At 41.0% G+C, this 18754-nt stretch carries 21 protein-coding genes and 1 pseudogene; 12 read left to right on the top strand and 10 right to left on the bottom strand.

The window, feature by feature from the left end:
* Window positions 1–25: 25 nt before the first annotated feature.
* Both mraY and ACWATR_RS10690 read right to left on the bottom strand, forming a co-directional pair.
* Window positions 26–1129 carry a phospho-N-acetylmuramoyl-pentapeptide-transferase gene (gene mraY / locus ACWATR_RS10685; protein WP_460332112.1) on the bottom strand — a complete coding sequence of 368 codons (1104 nt, stop codon included), beginning with the start codon at window positions 1127–1129 and terminating at the stop codon, window positions 26–28.
* Between the two features lie 80 nt (window positions 1130–1209).
* Window positions 1210–1449, bottom strand: a complete 240-nt coding sequence (locus ACWATR_RS10690) for a DUF3134 domain-containing protein (RefSeq protein WP_069073934.1) — start codon at window positions 1447–1449, stop codon at window positions 1210–1212.
* 243 nt (window positions 1450–1692) lie between these two features.
* On the opposite strand from ACWATR_RS10690, the gene ACWATR_RS10695 reads away from it, so the two are divergent.
* From ACWATR_RS10695 to mdh, 5 genes are all read left to right on the top strand, one after another.
* Window positions 1693–2277: a PAP/fibrillin family protein gene (locus tag ACWATR_RS10695; protein ID WP_460332114.1), complete on the top strand. Its 585-nt coding sequence runs from the start codon at window positions 1693–1695 to the stop codon at window positions 2275–2277.
* A 308-nt stretch (window positions 2278–2585) separates the two neighbouring features.
* The gene (locus tag ACWATR_RS10700) at window positions 2586–2801 is read left to right on the top strand and encodes a photosystem I reaction center subunit IV (RefSeq protein WP_094349537.1); all 216 of its coding nucleotides are present in this window, start codon (window positions 2586–2588) and stop codon (window positions 2799–2801) included.
* 250 nt (window positions 2802–3051) lie between these two features.
* Complete coding sequence (locus ACWATR_RS10705) at window positions 3052–3918, top strand: DNA-formamidopyrimidine glycosylase (RefSeq protein ID WP_460332116.1); 867 nt, start codon at window positions 3052–3054, stop codon at window positions 3916–3918.
* Window positions 3919–4033: 115 nt separating this feature from the next.
* The gene (ndhO, locus tag ACWATR_RS10710; protein ID WP_069073167.1) at window positions 4034–4249 is read left to right on the top strand and encodes an NAD(P)H-quinone oxidoreductase subunit O; all 216 of its coding nucleotides are present in this window, start codon (window positions 4034–4036) and stop codon (window positions 4247–4249) included.
* A gap of 87 nt (window positions 4250–4336) precedes the next feature.
* A complete protein-coding gene (gene mdh, locus ACWATR_RS10715; protein WP_460332119.1) occupies window positions 4337–5305 on the top strand; it encodes a malate dehydrogenase in 969 nt (322 codons plus the stop codon).
* A 276-nt stretch (window positions 5306–5581) separates the two neighbouring features.
* On the opposite strand, the gene ACWATR_RS10720 is transcribed toward mdh, so the two are convergent.
* Together ACWATR_RS10720 and ACWATR_RS10725 are read right to left on the bottom strand one after the other, a co-directional pair.
* Window positions 5582–5911, bottom strand: coding sequence for a translation initiation factor (locus tag ACWATR_RS10720; RefSeq protein WP_069073165.1), 330 nt, complete (start codon window positions 5909–5911; stop codon window positions 5582–5584).
* A gap of 94 nt (window positions 5912–6005) precedes the next feature.
* The gene (locus tag ACWATR_RS10725; RefSeq protein ID WP_460332121.1) at window positions 6006–6497 is read right to left on the bottom strand and encodes a hypothetical protein; all 492 of its coding nucleotides are present in this window, start codon (window positions 6495–6497) and stop codon (window positions 6006–6008) included.
* 339 nt (window positions 6498–6836) lie between these two features.
* Between ACWATR_RS10725 and ACWATR_RS10730 the strand changes: the two genes are divergently transcribed.
* The 3 genes from ACWATR_RS10730 to ACWATR_RS10740 are packed head-to-tail and all read left to right on the top strand — an operon-like array spanning window position 6837 to window position 10862.
* Complete coding sequence (locus ACWATR_RS10730) at window positions 6837–7514, top strand: hypothetical protein (protein WP_460332123.1); 678 nt, start codon at window positions 6837–6839, stop codon at window positions 7512–7514.
* 41 nt (window positions 7515–7555) lie between these two features.
* Window positions 7556–9472: a hypothetical protein gene (locus ACWATR_RS10735; RefSeq protein ID WP_460332125.1), complete on the top strand. Its 1917-nt coding sequence runs from the start codon at window positions 7556–7558 to the stop codon at window positions 9470–9472.
* A 10-nt stretch (window positions 9473–9482) separates the two neighbouring features.
* Window positions 9483–10862, top strand: a complete 1380-nt coding sequence (locus ACWATR_RS10740) for a DUF1802 family protein (protein WP_460332127.1) — start codon at window positions 9483–9485, stop codon at window positions 10860–10862.
* A 113-nt stretch (window positions 10863–10975) separates the two neighbouring features.
* On the opposite strand, the pseudogene ACWATR_RS10745 reads toward ACWATR_RS10740, so the two are convergent.
* The 3 genes and pseudogenes from ACWATR_RS10745 to ACWATR_RS10755 all read right to left on the bottom strand — a co-directional run bounded on the left by ACWATR_RS10745 (window position 10976) and on the right by ACWATR_RS10755 (window position 11972).
* A pseudogene (locus ACWATR_RS10745) lies at window positions 10976–11214 on the bottom strand (ribbon-helix-helix domain-containing protein).
* 81 nt (window positions 11215–11295) lie between these two features.
* Window positions 11296–11658, bottom strand: coding sequence for an aspartyl protease (locus ACWATR_RS10750; RefSeq protein WP_460332129.1), 363 nt, complete (start codon window positions 11656–11658; stop codon window positions 11296–11298).
* Window positions 11655–11972: a hypothetical protein gene (locus tag ACWATR_RS10755; protein ID WP_460332131.1), complete on the bottom strand. Its 318-nt coding sequence runs from the start codon at window positions 11970–11972 to the stop codon at window positions 11655–11657. Before ACWATR_RS10755 ends, ACWATR_RS10750 begins: the two co-directional genes overlap by 4 nt.
* A 269-nt stretch (window positions 11973–12241) precedes the next feature.
* Between ACWATR_RS10755 and ACWATR_RS10760 the strand changes: the two genes are divergently transcribed.
* A complete protein-coding gene (locus tag ACWATR_RS10760; protein WP_460332133.1) occupies window positions 12242–12904 on the top strand; it encodes a Nif11-like leader peptide family natural product precursor in 663 nt (220 codons plus the stop codon).
* 227 nt (window positions 12905–13131) lie between these two features.
* On the opposite strand, the gene ACWATR_RS10765 is transcribed toward ACWATR_RS10760, so the two are convergent.
* The 3 genes from ACWATR_RS10765 to ACWATR_RS10775 form a co-directional block, all read right to left on the bottom strand.
* Complete coding sequence (locus ACWATR_RS10765) at window positions 13132–14718, bottom strand: glucose-6-phosphate isomerase (RefSeq protein ID WP_460332135.1); 1587 nt, start codon at window positions 14716–14718, stop codon at window positions 13132–13134.
* 113 nt (window positions 14719–14831) lie between these two features.
* Window positions 14832–15089, bottom strand: coding sequence for a cytotoxic translational repressor of toxin-antitoxin stability system (locus ACWATR_RS10770; protein ID WP_069073154.1), 258 nt, complete (start codon window positions 15087–15089; stop codon window positions 14832–14834).
* A gap of 51 nt (window positions 15090–15140) precedes the next feature.
* The gene (locus ACWATR_RS10775) at window positions 15141–15338 is read right to left on the bottom strand and encodes a hypothetical protein (RefSeq protein WP_069073153.1); all 198 of its coding nucleotides are present in this window, start codon (window positions 15336–15338) and stop codon (window positions 15141–15143) included.
* A gap of 207 nt (window positions 15339–15545) precedes the next feature.
* Here ACWATR_RS10775 and ACWATR_RS10780 point away from each other — a divergent pair, with 207 nt between their 5' ends.
* From ACWATR_RS10780 to ACWATR_RS10790, 3 genes are all read left to right on the top strand, one after another.
* Entirely contained in the window at window positions 15546–16679 is a 1134-nt protein-coding gene (locus tag ACWATR_RS10780) for a branched-chain amino acid ABC transporter permease (protein ID WP_460332137.1), read from the top strand.
* A complete protein-coding gene (locus ACWATR_RS10785; protein WP_460332139.1) occupies window positions 16669–17451 on the top strand; it encodes an ABC transporter ATP-binding protein in 783 nt (260 codons plus the stop codon). The genes ACWATR_RS10780 and ACWATR_RS10785 overlap by 11 nt, the downstream gene beginning before the upstream one ends.
* A gap of 403 nt (window positions 17452–17854) precedes the next feature.
* Complete coding sequence (locus tag ACWATR_RS10790) at window positions 17855–18724, top strand: substrate-binding domain-containing protein (protein WP_460332141.1); 870 nt, start codon at window positions 17855–17857, stop codon at window positions 18722–18724.
* The last annotated feature ends 30 nt before the right edge of the window (window positions 18725–18754 follow it).

Below are 18754 nucleotides of genomic sequence, written 5' to 3' on the forward strand. Positions count from 1 at the left end.
TATATTCAAGTAGTTTTTAAAACATTCAGAATGGAGCGATCGTTAAACAGATGCTAGCCAAGATAGCGGCGATTATATAAAATACTCCAACCACTTGCAATTCTGACCAGCCTGTAAGTTCCAAATGATGGTGTAAAGGTGCCATTTTGAAGAGGCGTTTGCCTTTGCCATCGGGGCCCTTCGTGGCTTTGTAATAACTTACCTGTGCCATCACCGAAAGGGTTTCTACGAAGAAGATACCACTGAGGATGAACAGAGCTACTAAGGTATTTGTCAATAGTGCTACAGCAGCTAAAGCTCCTCCCAGTGCAAGGGAACCAGTATCTCCCATGAAAACGCGGGCTGGGTTACGATTATGGGCTAAGAAACCTAAGCACCCACCACTTAAAGCAGCACAGAAAACCATCAATCCTGGTGCTGTAGGCGCGACCATAGCACCTAATGCCAAAAGTGCGATCGCAACTGTTCCTGCTGCCAAGCCATCAATACCATCTGTTAAATTAGTCGCATTACTTTCTGCAACTAGTACAAAACCTGCTAAGGGCCAAAATAAGAATCCTAAAGGTAGTGTGAAGCTCACCCAAGGCAAAGCAATATTTGTAATATTAGAAGGTTGATTAAACATCAGCCATAGACAAAACACTGCTGCAAAACTCACCTGCAAAGCTAGTTTTGTCCGGGGAGATATACCTTTATTTGATTTACGGCGCAGAATTTGCCAATCGTCGAGCCAGCCAATCAATCCGTAGCTGATTGTCAAAGCCGAAACTGCAAGCACCTCTTTAGAAAAGCTAGATAATATACAGGCAAGTAGCACAGACACAGGTATAAAAAATATACCTCCCATTGTGGGAGTGCCTGCCTTTTTTAGATGGGCTTGGGGGCCATCTTCGCGGATTATTTGTCCAGTTTTGAGTGCTTGAAGTAGGGGTATTACCCAATAGCCCACTACACCTGAACCCATAGCACACAAAAGTAGTGGCAGAGTTAGTGACATACTTTGCCAGGGTAGCCGATTGGCCATCGAATCCAAGAAAAATGCTGTTGTGCCCAGCCCAACGGCTAATAAAGAGGCTAGAGCGATTCCAGAAATATTTAATCCTTGCTCAGGAGATAATTTAGCGTCCACAGAAGTTTCCCTTCACTCCACACTTAATAAAATTGAATACCAGGAACTAGGGATACTACCAAGTCCCTAACCTGAAAAGGCTAATCCTCAGCGATTCCTATATCATCATCATCATCATCGAGGTCGTAGCCAATTCCATCATCTACACCCATTAGAGAATCTATTCCTTCTTCGTTATCTCGAAAATCCGGTTCGTGAACGTCACGCGCGATAATCCGGCCGTTGGTTTTCAACCAGTCCAACAAAGAGGACTCTGGCTTTAGGGGGATGACATCGGCTCGTTGGTTACGGGCTACTTCACGTAATGGAGAGTTCAACATATCGAGTGAGGACAAGAAAAGGTTTACGTAAGTTGACATTTAGAGTCTATCACTTGACACGGATTAATTTAGTTATCTTTTCAACCCTTTAGTTGATAAATCCGCACTCAGATAGAAATTTTTTTATTTAGTAAGCATAAGGCTTAGTCAAGCGATTCTTAGTAATTTTTATGGCTCTACATATATGTCCTTAATATCTTGTTTATGCTGATGGAAAGTGAGTGATTTTAGAGGTGACAGGCGATGATGGGAAAAGCGGCTCTTATCGATGCGATCGCTGGTACAAATCGCGGTCTACTGGCGACCGAAGAACAGAAACAGGCTATCTTAGCAGCGATCGCTAACTTAGAAGACTTTAATCCTACACCCCGTCCGGTGGAAGCTAGTAATTTGCTAGATGGCAATTGGCGATTACTATACACCACTAGCAAGGCTCTTTTAAACTTAGATCGTCTACCTTTGTGCAAACTAGGTCAAATCTATCAGTGTATCCGGGTAGAGACTACCAGTGTTTACAACATAGCTGAGATTTATGGCTTACCTTATTTGGAAGGATTAGTCAGTGTTGCTGCTAAATTTGAGCCAGTTTCAGATCGGCGTGTCCAAGTGAAATTCGAGCGGTCTATTATCGGCTTACAACGTTTAATAGAATACAATTCTCCGGTAACTTTTATCCAACAAATTGAAGCAGGTAGAAAATTTCCCGGAATTGATTTTGCAATAAAGAGTGATAAACAGCAAGGCTGGTTAGATATCACTTATATAGATAACGATCTGCGGATCGGCAGAGGTAACGAGGGTAGTGTATTCATATTGAGTAAAACATAAGTATGTACCAAAATACTATTTGCGAATGAAGGTAAGCTATAACGTGTACCTTGTCAAGTAGGTTCTAATACCTTTTTAAACTTTGGGTAGCGAGTGGGGAGTAGGGAGTAGGGAGATGAGGAAGATAAGGGATAAAAAATAAATAATATTCAATGCCCAATCCCCAATCCCCAATCCCCAATCCCCAGTCCCCAGTCCCCAATTCAGACAAATAACTTAACAAAGACTCCTGCTGCGACCTTCAGGTTGTAGAGTGAAATCAATTAGCCCTCTAGATTGGCGATTGATAACTAAAAGGGAAAATAATCATGGTTCAACGTGGTTCTAAAGTACGTATTCTCCGCCCTGAATCCTACTGGTTTCAGGATCTTGGAACTGTGGCTTCCATTGACCAAAGCGGCATCAAATACCCTGTAATTGTCCGCTTTGAAAAGGTCAATTACTCTGGTATCAATACCAACAACTTTGCCCAGGATGAATTAGTCGAGGTTGAAGCACCAAAGGCTAAAGCACCGAAAAAATAGCAGCAAAGCTACAAGGGGCTTGTTTGATGCGATGATGAAGGGTAGTCTTAAGTCTGAAGTATGAAATCTGAAACTTTCAGTTCATTCATTCTTCATCCTAGCCTACCCTAATCTATGAGAGCCGCCCTGCGGGTATTTACGGTTTCTCTTGGGTAGTAATACGAGCCATCTACGGCTATGTAAGTTACTACCCCATCTTTTCTTCCTTGATCCCTCAAATACATCAAAATTGCCTGCTTAATCAGCTTGAATGCCTGAACTGCCTGAAGTTGAAACAGTCCGAAGAGGTCTAAATCAATTGACCCTCAACCAAGAAATCACGGGTGGAGATGTGTTGCTCAATCGCACCATCGCCTACCCGTTTTCTGTCGGTGAGTTTGTTGATGGAATTAAAAAGAATGCCATCGCTACTTGGCATCGTCGCGGCAAGTATCTCCTCGCCGAACTCTCCTTATCTTCCCCTTCATCAACCGGCTGGCTAGGGGTTCATCTGCGAATGACCGGTCAACTACTTTGGCTGCATCGAGATGAACCATTACATAAGCACACGCGGGTTAGATTATTCTTTGGGGAACACCAGGAATTGCGCTTTGTTGATCAACGTACCTTCGGGAAAATGTGGTGGGTTCCGCCTGGTGTTGCTGTAGAAAGTATTATGACTGGTTTAGCAAAGCTGGCAGCAGATCCATTTTCACCCGAATTTACTGTCGAATATTTAGCACTCAAACTGCAAAACCGTCGCCGTCCAATTAAAACTGCGCTCCTGGATCAATCTGTGGTGGCGGGATTAGGTAATATTTATGCTGACGAAGCATTATTTAAAAGTGGAATTTTACCTGAAACTTTGTGTATAGATTTGCAGCTAAAGCAAATTGAGCGTTTACGAACAGCGATAATTCAAGTGTTAGAAACCAGCATTGAGGCTGGTGGTACAACTTTTAGTAATTTTTTAAGCGTTAAAGGTACTAATGGCAACTATGGTGGTGTGGCCTGGGTTTATAACCGCGCTGGAGAACCATGTCGAGTTTGTGGTACAGCAATTCAACGAATTAGGTTAGCGGGGCGATCTAGTCATTTTTGCCCCCAGTGTCAAACGCTACGGGGAGTTAGGAGTTAGGAATAGAGACGCGATTAATCGCGTCTTTACAAGAGTTAGGAGTTTTTACTTCTAACTTGGAACTCTCTTAAAATGCAGATAGAGAAAAACAGTTACAAATTTGAGAGAGGAACTCATGGCAGTCAAAAAGGGAGATATGGTTCGCGCTATCCGCGAAAAACTGGAAAACAGTCTGGAAGCAAAAGCCAGTGATAGTCGCTTTCCTTCTTATTTGTTTGAAACCAAGGGCGAAATTGTAGATGTCAAAGGTGATTACGCCCTGATTAAGTTTGGAAAAGTGCCAACACCAAATGTTTGGTTACGTGTGGATCAACTAGAAGAGTTTAAATAATAAAAAAGAATTCAGGAGTCAGAATTCAGCATTCAGCATTGATTCTGACTCCTGGATTCTTGTTGATAAAATCGCATTTTAAAATTTATGTCTTCTTCTCCTAACTCCCCAATTGTCTGTAATTTACCCCGTGTAACCATCGTGGGTGCGGGTAGGGTTGGCAGTACTTTAGCTCAACGGGTTGCAGAGAAAAACCTGGCAGATGTAGTTTTACTAGATATTATTGCGGGAATGCCTCAAGGTTTGGCGCTGGATTTGATGGAAGCCAGGGGAATTGAAATACATAATCGCCAGATTATCGGCACAAATAATTATGCTGATACAGCTGGTTCTCAAATTGTGGTAATTACCGCCGGACTTCCCCGCAAACCGGGGATGAGTCGGGATGATTTGCTGAAAACCAATGCCAAGATTGTAGTGGAAGCGGCAAAGAATGCGATCGCTCATTCTCCTAATGCTATTTTTATTGTCGTCACCAATCCGTTGGATGTGATGACTTATTTAGCTTGGCAAGCAACAGGTTTACCACGCGATCGCATTATGGGTATGGCTGGTGTATTAGATTCCGCCCGTTTTGAAACTTTCATTGCCCTAGAATTGGGCGTTTTACCCGCCGATGTCAAAGCGATGGTATTGGGTAGCCACGGCGATTTAATGGTTCCCTTGTCTCGTTACGCTACCGTTAATGGCATTCCCATCACTGAATTGCTGGATGCAGCCACAATTGAACGCTTGGTAGAAAGAACTCGCAACGGTGGCGCAGAAATTGTGGAATTGATGCAGACGGGAGGCGCTTTTTTTGCTCCGGCATCGGCTACTAGTGTGATGGTAGAATCGATTTTGCTAAATCAGTCGCGGTTGTTACCCGTAGCAACATATCTGCAAGGTGAATACGGTTTAGAAGATGTTGTGATTGGTGTTCCCTGTCGGTTGGGATGCGGTGGGATTGAGAGTATTTTGGAATTGACGCTGACTGATGAAGAAAGAGAGGGTTTACATACTTCGGCTCGATCTGTGCGTCAAAATATTCAGCGATCGCAGGAAATAAATAATTAATTCATGAGAGGGAGTCAGAATTCAGAATTCAGAATTCCCCAGCAGTCAAGTCCTACGGTGTACACACAAGTCCTAAAAACCTAGCTTGATAAGCATTTCCTCGTTCCCAGTCTAAGACTGGGAATGCATTCATTGAGTCTCTGACTCAATATCTGACTAATTTCTCACCTTACAAATCAAATTGAGAAAACCTCTCGCCTAAATAAAAGTGAGAGGCTTGGAATTGCCCCCATTTCCTAGTAGGGAAGGGTTTGGGGGTTAGATTTGGCGTTATAGTTAACGGCGGGAATCCTGATCTGCGGGGTCGCCATAGGGGTCTTCGCTGGCTGGACGGACGTTACCAAACTCGCCTTTGTCTGCGGGATCGCCGTAAGGGTCTTCACTGGCTGGGCGAACTTTGCCGTAAGATGCTGGATCTGCGGGGTCGCCATAAGGGTCTTCACTAGCTGGGCGAACTTTGCCGTAAGATGCCGGATCTGCGGGATCACCATAAGGGTCTTCGCTGGCTGGACGAACATTGCGATCGCGGAATTCTGTATTTTCAGCTTGATCGCTGTTCGATCCCAAGAGGAAATCTTTCGCCTTTCGCAAAAAGTAATTTACCATAATCCTTCTCCTGATTTAGTTTCGTGTCTCCCACGTGCGCGATCGGCGTTATCCTCCGGGAAACCCGCTTTCTTCTTTACACACGCTTCGCTATCTAGAGTGCTGGTGCTGCGGATGCAGTTATGCCAGTGAGATCGCGACCTGTAGCACTCCGGTTATAGCCTTGGAATTGCTGATACTTTTGTGCCTCAGATTCGGGTACTCGAATTCCTTCTGCTGGTGGAGTTACCCAGTGAGCGCGATGTTCAGCATCGCGGTAGTATACACGCCCGTTCTTGGAAAGATAGTACTTACCCTCTGCTCCTTCTTGGGGAGCATTTTTATGTTGGTTGTACATGTAGTAAAGTGCGGCTGCTCCAGCCAATATTGCCACTTTTTGTCCTGTACCCATTCCCTTCTTAACTTCGGGTTGGTTTGTGGTGCGATCGCTCACTGTTCTACCAATGGTGTCATCAACAGGTGGTGGAACTGAAGCTTTTTGCGAACCGCCTCCGCAGCTACTCAGCAAGGGTACCATTAGTAATGCCGAAAGCAGCACTGCAAATAGACGCGAAACTATTTTACGTTCTTTAAATATTGTGTTCATCGGATTTTGTCATCACCTGTATTTTCTAAAAGCTTTGCTGTTGCAAAAACAAAGTTGGAATTTCTGTTATTTCGCCTCGAATTGAAAAAACATATACCACTAAATTTACAACTGCACAGCTAGAGCGTTTCATTTGTAATGATGATCGATTTTCTCAAGTATTCCATCCCGCCTTTGAGAGAAACAGCATTCATCCCAAGGAAATATCTTATTGATTTTTTCTGAATCTATTTGGCTGAAACGCTGAAATATTCAGCAATTTCTCGGTTATTTTTTCTGAATAAATAATTTACAAAGATACAGCTACTATGATGATCTTTGTCAAAAAATACACTCAATATGACATCAAAAAATACAGCCCAAACTAGCACTCGTCTCCTTTTGGCTTTGTGGGATTTGGGAGGAACGCAGCAAGAAGTTAAGAAGGGTCAACTCACTAAGCGAATTGTATCTAAAAGTCAGAAGGTCGCAGATTATCAGGGTTTATTTGAGGAATTGCAGAATCAGGGTGCGATCGCAATCTCCAAAAAGGGATATTCTCTGACATCTGGCAAGGGTTTAGAGGTGTTGAGTGAGGGTTTGAGGAGTGGCGAGTTTAAGTTTGAAGGGACGATTGTCGGTACTTGGGCGGCGAATGCGTTGTTGCGGTGGATTAGTCAGATAGATGTTGCGGTAACTAGTGCAGATGTACCAGTTAATGGGAAGAGTGCGTTAGCGAAGCTTTCCAAAGGAATCGCATCTTACGACGAGTTTAAGTCGGTGGCGTTGGAAATCTACGACAAGTTGAACTATGAGTACAACTTTAATAATCTAGTGCCAATTTATCGCATTAGAAGAGGAATTGGCGATCGCGTGAGTCGTACAGAGTTTAATGATTGGCTGCTAGAAATCCAAGCCGATGACATTTTGCAACTGCAAGGCGGGAGTGTAGAAGACAGCGCACCCGACAAAATTGAAGATTCGGTAGCTACAGAATTAGATGGATTACGTTGCTACGCCACACGCCTGAAACCTTAAACCTTATTTGACTCTTCACACATTAACAAGTTCACAACACTATGACTGTTACCACATCTACCATTGATGATCTGATTAGAAATCAAAACCCTTTTGCAGGACATATTGTGGTCAGACCACAACAAATATGGGGTAAAAGTTTTCCTGATGTTCCTTCAATTAATGCTCATGCATCCAACGCAGTTTTTGATGCTGTTGATAAAGTCCGTAAAGGAAAACGTGAAACTGTAGGCATCACAATTACAGCAGAAAAAGGATTAGGCAAAAGCCATATTATTAGTAGGATTCGCCATCAATTACAGACAGAAGATGGTAGCTTGTTTATCTATATGAGCAAGTATGATAATCTGAATCAAATTAAGTATCAATTTCTCCAAACAGTTGCCTCTAGCCTTAGAGCATTTGGTAGTCAAAAGTTAATGCAATGGCAAGAGGTCGCGGCAGCTTTAATTAACGAAGCAAAGCAATGGAACTATACGCCACAACAGTATATTAGTATGTATCCAAGTTGGTTAAGTAAACACTCAACTAAGGCGATAGATCATTTGACAGAAATGGTTTTGCAAGTCAAGCCTGAAATAACCAACCCTTACATAGTGAAAGCAATTTTATGGACACTCTCTACAGTCCACGCTAATTTTGCAACCTACTGGCTATCTGGTTTGGAATTAACACAAACACAAGCTGAAGAAATGGGGTTGCCAAATCCTAAAAGCGAGGATAGAGAAGCTCAAGCATTAAGCACTGTTCGTCAAATTCTAGATATTACAAGTAATTATCGAGTTCCAGTGATTTGTTTTGACGAATTAGATATTGTGGATGCTGCTGATAATGGATTTTTAGCAGCACAAGTTATTGCAAGCTTAGTTAAGGATTTATATAACAGTCTTAAACAAGGTGTTCTACTGTTAGCAATGTATCCTCGTACCTGGGAAGACCAAATCAAGGCTTTACCGGAAGCTGAAGCAGTTATAGATAGATTAGTCAGCGATCAAGCTGACAGACAGCCTATAAAATTAAACTTTCTTAATTCTGATGATATCGTTGCTTTAGTTAGTCAATGGTTACAAGATTTTTATAAGGAACATCAACAAATTCCGCCTCATCCTCTCTATCCATTTGATGAAACAAAACTCAGAGAGCTTGGTAAAAGTAGACCTACAGTTAGGTCAGTTTTAAAATGGTGTGCAGAGAATTTCGTACCTAATGAGCCTATTATTGATGATTCTACAAATTCAACCACAAGTGCTACAGAGTCAACAACTACATGGACATCTACAACAATCCATCCAGTTAAACCATACTTCAATAGTGAGTTAGCAAATGTAGAAGCTTCTATTGATTCATTAATGGAAGAAGAAGCAACAATTACTGATGCTCTTTTGCTTGCTTTCAATAATTTAATAGGTAAAACTGTAGAGGGAGTAAAAATCGAATCAATTGAAGAAGTAGAGCCTAGTGCAGCAAATAATGGCTTTATGGACTTCAAGATTATCGGCAATAAGAAAAAAGTAAGGATTGGAGTAGATGTAGTTCAGCAAGACTACAATGTTATAGGTGCTGCCTTAAAACGACTAATTGATTACAGAACATTTAATCTAACTCGCGGTTGCTTGATACGTTCAAAGAAAATTAATTCAACTGCGACACAAGCTAGAGAGAATTTGAGAATACTTTTAAAACAAAAGGGTGGGGAGTGGGTAGGTTTGCAAAGCCAAGATATTAAACCTCTGTTGGCGATATTATTCGTTTACTATAATCGTGAAAGTTACGAACTAACAGAAGAACATATTTCTGATTTTATCGAGCAAAAGCAATTAGCAATCAACAATCCTTTGATTCGAGAAATTCTCAGCGATCCTTCGGGTCAAGAACCTACTAATTTAACTGATGATGGATTACCTATTAGTATTCCTCAAAATGTTGCTACTGCCGATTACATCGAACTAAATCTATAGCTAATTAGAAATGAATCAGCAGTTTTCAATTGCAACAGCACTGTGTCTATCTGTCCCTGATATTGAACCTTTAATACAGGGGCGATCAATTGTAGCTTTACCCAAGATGTTTATTCGTCCTGGGCAGAGATTTGTACTTTATCCTGCTGGTTCTTCAGCTTCAATTAAAGCTTGGGCTAAATGTGAACTTTGCCAAATTTTAGACGAGACTAAGCCATTAGATATTTTGTCTAAATTAACAATATGGACACCAAAAGTATTAAAGGAAATACTACAAAAACAACAATATCTTTTCCTGGCTTACTTGCGTGTCTATCAGTTATCTGAGTTACAAGAAATATCGGTCAATCCCAATATTCAGGAAAAGCTAGGAAAATTTGTTAGTTTACCTAATTCTCTAACGGTTTCTGAAGCCCAACCCGTAATAAACGATCGCACCTTCACCCAACGCAAACGCCAATTAGAAAAGCTAGAACCCCCGCTACATCAAGAATTGGAGGAATTGCAGAGTGCGATCGCATCCCTAACCATTAGCCAACCAGCAGCGAAAGAATTAGACAACGATATCAAAGCATTTTTGGGTTGGAGTACTGACAAGCTAATTAAGCAACCCGATCCAAATTTAGCTTGGATAAATGATATTGCAAAATTGGGCGATCGCAGTATCGAAAAAGATGAGGGTAAAAGCAACTACCAAGCTGGTACAGACTTTGAAAATATCGCACGTTGTAGCCTTGATTTCTTAGGATTCAAAGTTGAAGAAAACTACAAAGGTGGTGCAGGTGGCTTAGACTTATTTTGCTCACAACCTTATCCTCTTGTTTGCGAATGTAAAGCAGGTAAAAGCATTCCAGATCGTGCAGTAGAAGAATTAGATAGGATTGGCAAAAGGTATCTAAAAGAAAATTATCTTCAAGCTGTAAGGTTGATTATTGGCCCAGGTAAACCGACTAAAAATTTGAAAGAATCTGCTGAAGTATCGAAAATCAGTATCATAAATGTAATGACTCTACAAAAGCTAGTTGAATTCAAAGCAAAATATCCAGGTGCTATTAATTTAGTCGAATTACGGCAATATCTAGAACCTGGGCAAATTGACTATAAAATTGAGGAATATATTGATAAAGCTGAGGGAGAGATTAAATTGCGCTCGCACATTATCCAGCTTGTCAAAAAGCATCTAGAAAAAACAGGTGATGTAAATGTTGGAGTTGATGCCCTTCATGTAGCATATATTTATGATAGTCCACCTGAGTCTTTGAAAAATAAAGAACTATACGAAATTTTGATTGAACTATCTTCACCCCTAACAGGTTACTTAGGGCGAATAAAAAGTAGTGATTGGAATAGCGATCGCTTTTACTTTCTCCGCGATTTACCTATTAACTAAAAGTAGCAAAATATATCTCTTTTTTTTACCTCTGTGTTCTCTGCGCCTTTGCAGTTCATTTCAAAATAACTGAAGTGCCATTGATTTTACTTTGTAGGTGATTGAGCAATTCGCTATTTATCTCGCAATTGTTCAACTACAACTTCCCCATCAATACCTTCCCCTCTATCCAGATGATCAATAGCAACCTCAACTTTTCCCGTGTTTCTTGAACCCACTGCTGATAAACTTTTTCCCACTATAATAGCAACTTCAACGCTTTACTAATAACTTCTTCAGGATTTGCGTATCTACCTGTAGCAATTTGGGCTTGGATAATTTGCTCTAGTTCAGGTTCAATTTGAATATTCATGATTTATATTTCCAGTTTATTGAGAGCTTTAACCTTGTTATAAAAAAAACTAAAGTAAGTTAATTTTAAGAGCGATCGCAGTTACCCCAAAGTTAATATACCAGCTTGATAATTCACTACTAACGGCAGAATTTTTAGCCACTCGGAACCTAACAATACTTCTGTAATTTCATCACCCACATAAACATTAATTTCATACTCATATTCGTTTAATATCACCGTACCTAAATAAATATCAAATCTTGATTCTCCCTTAGCAGTTCGCAAAGGTTCTTCACCAATGTAAGCCCAATCAAGAGATTCTAAATCTTGTTTATTAATAGCTAGAAAGCCTGTGAAACCAGTATCTAACATGGCATCCACAGGCAAGTTTAATCCATCAGATGTAATCAAATCAATTTCAAAAAATAGTTGCCCATTATCCCCAAAGTTACCCTCAATCATATTGTGCCAGTTGTTCCCGTCTCATTTAGGCAGAATACACAATGTCTACTATTTGGGTATTTTTCAAGCGCTTTTTTATGAGCTTGCATTTTATCTGCATCAATTAAGTAATCACCACTATTTGGCTCTACTGCAATATACCAGCCATAGTGTTCCTGAATCAAATCTGGACGCACACGCTCAAAAATTACCCGACAACGCCGATAAAATACTTCATCTTCAGCTTTGCGTTTAGCAAGTTCTTCTGGTGATAAAGTCCGTTCTGGAAAAATTCTACCCCGACGTGCAGGTTGTTTTGCAGGTGATTCAGTCATAGTATTAATCCTACTTATTCGGCCTTAACTTTATTTTATAGGAAGCAATAAAGAGCGATCGCAAAAACCACCGCAGGTATCACTATTCCCCCTCAGTATATTGTATTTATAGTGATAAACTTTACAGAAAATTCATACTTAGCCACTGTGTAACTTCATTTACATAGGTTAGTAGATTTTGTACTGTCGAAGAAACACATTATACTTACTACACTGGTGTTCATTAATCACCAACCTGTACCAAGTTTAAAACTTAGGTTAAATGACCCATGTATTATCAAATTTGGAATTTCTTTCTTAAAGAAGATAAATACATTTATTGGAAAGAAAAAATAAAAGTTAACAAAAATTTTGACAAAGTTACATGGCAAAAGATTATTGATTTTTTGTCGTTAGTAGAGCAAACTTTTCTATTGAAAAGTCAACTAGCAGAAACCGATAGCCTTGAGCCTTTTCTCAAGTTAGCAACAGAAAATGGTTATAATTTGACATCAGAAGAACTTGCTTGGTTTCTAGTTACGAGAAGACAGATTTGGGATCTTTTTGATTTTGCACAAAAAACGCCATCTCTCAAAGAAGAATTGCTCATAGCGAAAGATCCGCAGCAGTTCGTTAACATCGCTGCCGAAAATGGCTATTACTTTTCTGTTGAAGAGTTAGCTTGGCTTTTAACTGAAATCAAATCATCTTCCGAATTAGTATCTATTAACAACAGCGTTGGAGAGATTCTCACAGTATCAAGCTACGGCAGAATTGAAATAGGATACTGGATTTGGCTGGCAGAAGACTGGGGAATTGTGCCACCATTCTGTCATCGGGATAAACCAGGTACTTTTTTATGTCAAAATATCAACAATCCTTTTTTACCCGATCGCTGTTTCCTACCCAAGAGTTACTTTAATCAACGCCTTCTGATAAGTAGTAATTCGTAATTACAGAAGAATGCAAAAAACAAAAAAAAGATCCCCGACTTCTTCAAGAAGTCGGGGATCTAAGCCTCTAGTTATAAAACTTAATTACGAATTACGAATTACGAACTACGAATTATACAGTGAAGCATCCTAGACGGAAGATAAAACTTCTATCTAGGATGCTTCACAATAAAAATTGTTGCTGATACAACAATTCTGGAGAAAATGTGATATTTAGACTAGAGCTATCAGCTAGCAGAAACGGTTAAATTGCCGGGTTTCTGAAGATCACCTTGCAATACCACACCTCGCTGATTGGCATGGATATGACGCAAAATTTTGTAAATTTCCTCAACTTGCTCTGATGCGCCTGCCTTTTCGGCAAGTTCCTCAAGAGAAATGGGATTTTTTTCTTTTTGTAAGACTGCTAACACTCGTGTTTGCAAATCGAGAATGGAAGCGGCTGCTTTTTTGCCAGCTTCTACCCCTGGCTGATGGTAGGCGTTGACGTTAACTAAGCTAGCGTATAAACCAACAGCGCGTTCATACAAAGCAATTAATGCCCCTACAGTTCGGGGGTTAACTTGGGGAATAGTGACTGTAATAGAATCGCGGTGATTTTCATAAAGCGCTTGTCGGGTTCCTTGGAGAAAACCGGAAAGATAATCGCCTGATGTAACTCCCGGATCTATTTCAGTGGATGGGCCTTGACGATCTTCCAATACTTCGATAAAAGTAGCAAAGAAATTCGCTACACCCTCACGCAACTGCTGGACGTAAGCGTGTTGATCTGTTGAGCCTTTGTTGCCATAAACGGCGATGCCTTGATGGACAACTTTGCCGTCTAAGTCTTTTTCCTTGCCCAAGGATTCCATCACTAGCTGTTGCAAATAGCGACTGAATAAAAATAAGCTGTCCTTGTAAGGTAGGACAACCATATCTTTTTCGCCCTTTCCATTACCTGCAAAGTACCAAGACAAAGCAAGCAAGGCTGCTGGGTTATTTTTCACATCTGGGACGCGGGTAGCGTCATCCATTTCTTTTGCACCATCTAGCATGGCGCGAACATCAATCCCTTGCAATGCGGCTGGTACTAGCCCCACAGCAGACATTTCTGAGGTGCGTCCTCCCACCCAGTCATACATGGGAAATCTGGCCAGCCAACCTTCGTCTTTAGCCAATTTATCGAGGTTGCTATCAACGCTGGTAATTGCTACCGCATATTGGGCAAATTCCAAATTGTGTCCGGCATAAGCTTTTTTAACTTCAATCATGCCGTTGCGGGGTTCCGGCGTTCCCCCAGATTTGGAGATCACCAATACCAAAGTGCTGGCGAGGGTATTTCGTAGATGATTGATAACGCGATCGATACCTGCTGGATCGTTGTTATCGATAAAGTGAAGTTTCAGCGGCGGGAAATCAGGAGCGAGAGCTTCCGCGACGAATTGGGGGCCGAGAGCGGAACCACCAATGCCAATGGAGATAATATCCGTGAAGCGGCTTGCTCTGGGAGGATGAATAGCACCTGTTTGGACTTTTTCCGCAAAGGCTTCGATGTGTTCTAGGGTTTGGACTATTTCTTGTGTAAGTTCTGGAGCTGGCGCTAAATCAGGATTTCGCAGCCAGTAGTGTCCAACCATGCGGTTCTCGTCAGGATTTGCGATCGCACCCTTCTCCAGTTGAGCCATATCCGCAAACGCCTTGTCAAACTTCGGCCGCAACGAATCCACGAAGGCATCATCGAACCGCATTCGACTGATGTCTAAATACAGTCCCAATCCCTCGTGGAAATATAACCAGTTTTGGTATCGTTGCCAAAGTGCCCTAGCATCCATAGGGAAATCTCAAATAAAGTGTTTTCTCAAAAACCAGTTTAATGTAAGGTTATAGCGATCCCTGCCTAGCCTTATACAGTTTACAGTTTTAAGTGTTCGCTTGACTCTTTACTTTAAACATCTGGCATAGGGATGACACGCAGAAATTTCACAATTTCACCCCTGATTTCTATACCAATCAGGTAATTGTCTAGGGTGAAACGGTGAAAAATGCCTTCACCATCAAGCTGTCGCAGTTCTTTTAAATCAGTCAGTTGCCACTTTTGGGCTAACTCAATAAACACAAAATCATGCACCCGCTCGTAGGCGGCAGGTTCTAAATTTTTCAGGTCTAGTAAAAAAGACCTTGCATAGCGCATTTCCAGACTCACTAGGCGTTACCTTAACCAAAACTTGAGGGACACCAAAAGAGTGCTGCTGAATCAGAAAAACATCAACAGTCTTACCGCTTCTTCATGGGTTAAGATATCCCACGGTTGCTGCGATCGCTTAACTTGTTGTATCGCTTTAAGCATATAAAAGTCACAATGTAAAGCTTCGAGAACATCCCAAATGTCTTGCAAATCGTCATCGGCTAACTGCTCGATTAAGTGATGCATTCTCAGTCGCAGCAAATTCATACGTCAACTATTCCCTACCAGCAAACACCAACAATAAATAGTATTCCCACAAAATTAGCTACGCTCAAGCTACGCTAAAATTTATTCGCTTAGTGAGTGGGAGTGGGGAGTAGGGAGTAGGGAGTAGGAGGACAAGCGAAAATAACCATTCCCCATTCCCCATTCTCCATTCCCCATTCTCCATTCCCCATTCCCCATTCCTTAAATATGGTTGACTATCTCATTTTCTTAGCAATTTCTACAGCACTTTTTGCTCTATTCGGTCTGGGACTCAATTTACAGTGGGGCTTTACGGGGTTAATTAACTTTGGTCATATTGCTTTCATGACCCTGGGAGCATATACAACGGTATTATTAAGCTTAAAGGGCGTACCCCTCCTGATATCGGCACTGGCTGGGGCAATTGTCGCCGCCTTGTTGGGTTTGATAATTGGTTTTGCAACTCTCCGCTTACGGGAAGATTATCTAGGAATTGTCACCATTGGTACGGGTGAATTAATTCGTTTAGTGGTAAATAACCAGGAATTACCTGTGGGTGACACCTGGATTTCGGGGGCGTTTGGTGTGCAAAGTTATCCCATACCCCTATCCACAGAGCCAAATTTATTTGTCAGATTAGTGATGATTGGCTTGTTAACGCTGCTAGCTGCTGTAACTTTTTTTTCGTTATGGCGATGGATTCGTATCACTCAAATATCTCGGACTACTGATTTAGGCAAAAGGACAACTAGTAAACAAGAATTTATATCCCGCTTGGTTGTGGGAATTGTGTTAGCAGCTTTGGCGGCAGCGATTTATGTTTCTGGGGTAATCGGACTGTATAATTACAACCCAAAAGCGGGTTTAATGCTGGTGTTGCTGTTGGTTTTAGCATTTGTATACTGGCGCTTAGAAATTTTGGTGCGATCGCCTTGGGGTAGAATTCTCAAAGCTATCCGTGAAGATGAAGAAATTCCCAAGGCGCTGGGAAAAAATGTCTTTTGGTATAAATTACAATCATTAATGTTAGGAGGTGCGATCGCAGGTATCGCTGGTGCTTTCTTTGCTTGGCAACTGTCCGCCATTTACCCTGATAATTTTCAACCACAGATCACCTTTGACACTTGGATCATGGTGATTTTAGGTGGTTCTGGCAATAACGTTGGCACAATCTTAGGGGCGGTAATTTTCTTTGCTTACGATGCCCTAACGCGGGAAGTCTTACCCAGAATCGTTACCCTTGATGAAGCACGTTTGGGCGCATTTCGGATCATGGTAATCGGACTAATTTTGATGGTACTGATGATTTGGCGTCCTCAAGGTATCTTAGGGAAAAAGGAGGAACTTACCCTTGGTAAATAACCAGTCATCGCCACTTCCCCTTTTGGTAGCCACTGGACTTTCTAAAAGCTTTGGTGGTGTCAAAGCAGTTAATGAGGCGAGAATCGAAGTTGCTAAAGGCAGCATTACGGGCTTGATTGGCCCCAATGGTGCTGGTAAAACTACTTTATTTAACTTACTCTCAAACTTCATCCGCCCAGATAAGGGACGAGTAATTTTTGATGGTGAACCGATTCAAAACTTGCAACCATATCAAATCGCCCAGCAGGGAGTAATCCGCACTTTTCAGGTTGCACGGACTCTCTCGCGGTTGTCGGTGTTAGAAAATATGCTGCTGGCGGCGCAAAAACAAACGGGTGAAAATTTTTGGCAAGTGCAGTTGCAACCGCACATTGTCGCTAAGGAAGAAAAGCAACTGCAAGAGCGAGCAATGTACCTATTAGAATCAGTGGGCTTGGCAAAAAAAGCACACGATTATGCTGGTTGCTTGTCTGGTGGACAACGTAAACTGCTGGAAATGGGACGGGCGCTGATGACTAATCCCAAGTTAATTTTGTTGGATGAACCAGCAGCCGGGGTAAATCCGAGATTGATTGATGATATTTGCGATCGCATTATCACTTGGAATCGCCAAGATGGGATGACCTTTTTGATTATCGAACACAATATGGATGTTGTTATGTCCTTGTGCGATCGCGTTTGGGTACTTGCTGAAGGACAGAATTTGGCTGATGGTACACCAGCAGAGATTCAGAGTAATCCCAAAGTTTTAGAAGCTTATTTGGGCAAATAAAACAGGAGTCAGAATTCAGAATATTCTACCCATGAAGGGATAGGGAGCTTTTTATGTCGATGATGACAGTCAGAGATTTAGAGCAAGTTCAAACCGCTTTTACCGAGGGAGAAACACAAATTTAGTGAATAACTTTGGTAGCAACTGAACAGCATTATCACTTGGAAGCGTCAAAATGGCATGTTCTCCAAAAGTTTTAGAAACTTATTTAGGAAAATAATTTTGTGAAGTAAAAAATATATTTGCTAATGAAAGTCACATATCCCCGACTTCTCAAAGAAAGCGGGGATTTATATTTATGATGAATTCTTTCATTTAACCGTTACATTTTATAAGTATTCGGGAATATTAAGCTATGAAAGCTTAGGACAAATATCGGATTTCGATATTTAAAGACTCACTTATGAAAAAGATTGCTCAGTCAACGATCATCGGCATCATTTTCTTTGGTATGTGCGGTTGTAACTCAGTCAAACCGACTGATTTAACAACTTCTAATCAAGTTACTAACCAAGCTGATTCTCAATCCCAAAAAATTATCAAAATTGGTGGTTCTAGTTCAACAATCACAGTTTTAAAACTCTTAGCAAAAGCTTATCAATCCCAAAATAAAAACATCAAAATTGAGTTTATCTCCAATAGCCAATCTGAAGGAGTGATCGCAGCCCTAAAAAACGATATTATTGATATCGCTGGTAGCAGTCACAAACTCAAACCAGAAGAAGATAACGGTAAAATTCAATATCGTGAAATTGCACAAGATTTGTTACTTGTCGCCACCAACAACAGTGTCAAAGGTGTCAATAACCTTTCAACCAAGCAATTAAAAGAAATTTACAGAGGTGACATTACAAATTGGCAAGAATTAGGTGGTGCTGACGCAAAAATTGTATTATTGGATAGACCCGAAGATGAATCAGCGAAAAAATTATTACGAAAACATTATTTGGGAGAAGATAAGACTACAAATCAAGCCGTGATTTTGAGCAAAGAGGGAGAATTGATCGAAACCTTACAAAGTACTCCTAATTCTGTCGGCACTTTTTCTTTGGCTTATTCTCTCATCAACAAATCACCTGTCAATCATCTCAGTCTCAATGGTGTTGCTCCCAAATCGGAAAACTTCGCTAATGGTAAATACCAAATGGTGCGTCATATAGGTATTCTTTCGGACAAAGTACCTTCCGCACCTGCTCAGGGGTTTATCGATTTTATATTGAGCAAAGAAGGTGAAAAAGTACTAATAAATAATGGTTTTGTTCCTGCTAAATAAATGAACAATTCGTAATTCGTAATTCGTAAT

The sequence above is a fragment of the Nostoc sp. UIC 10890 genome, from assembly GCF_054786515.1.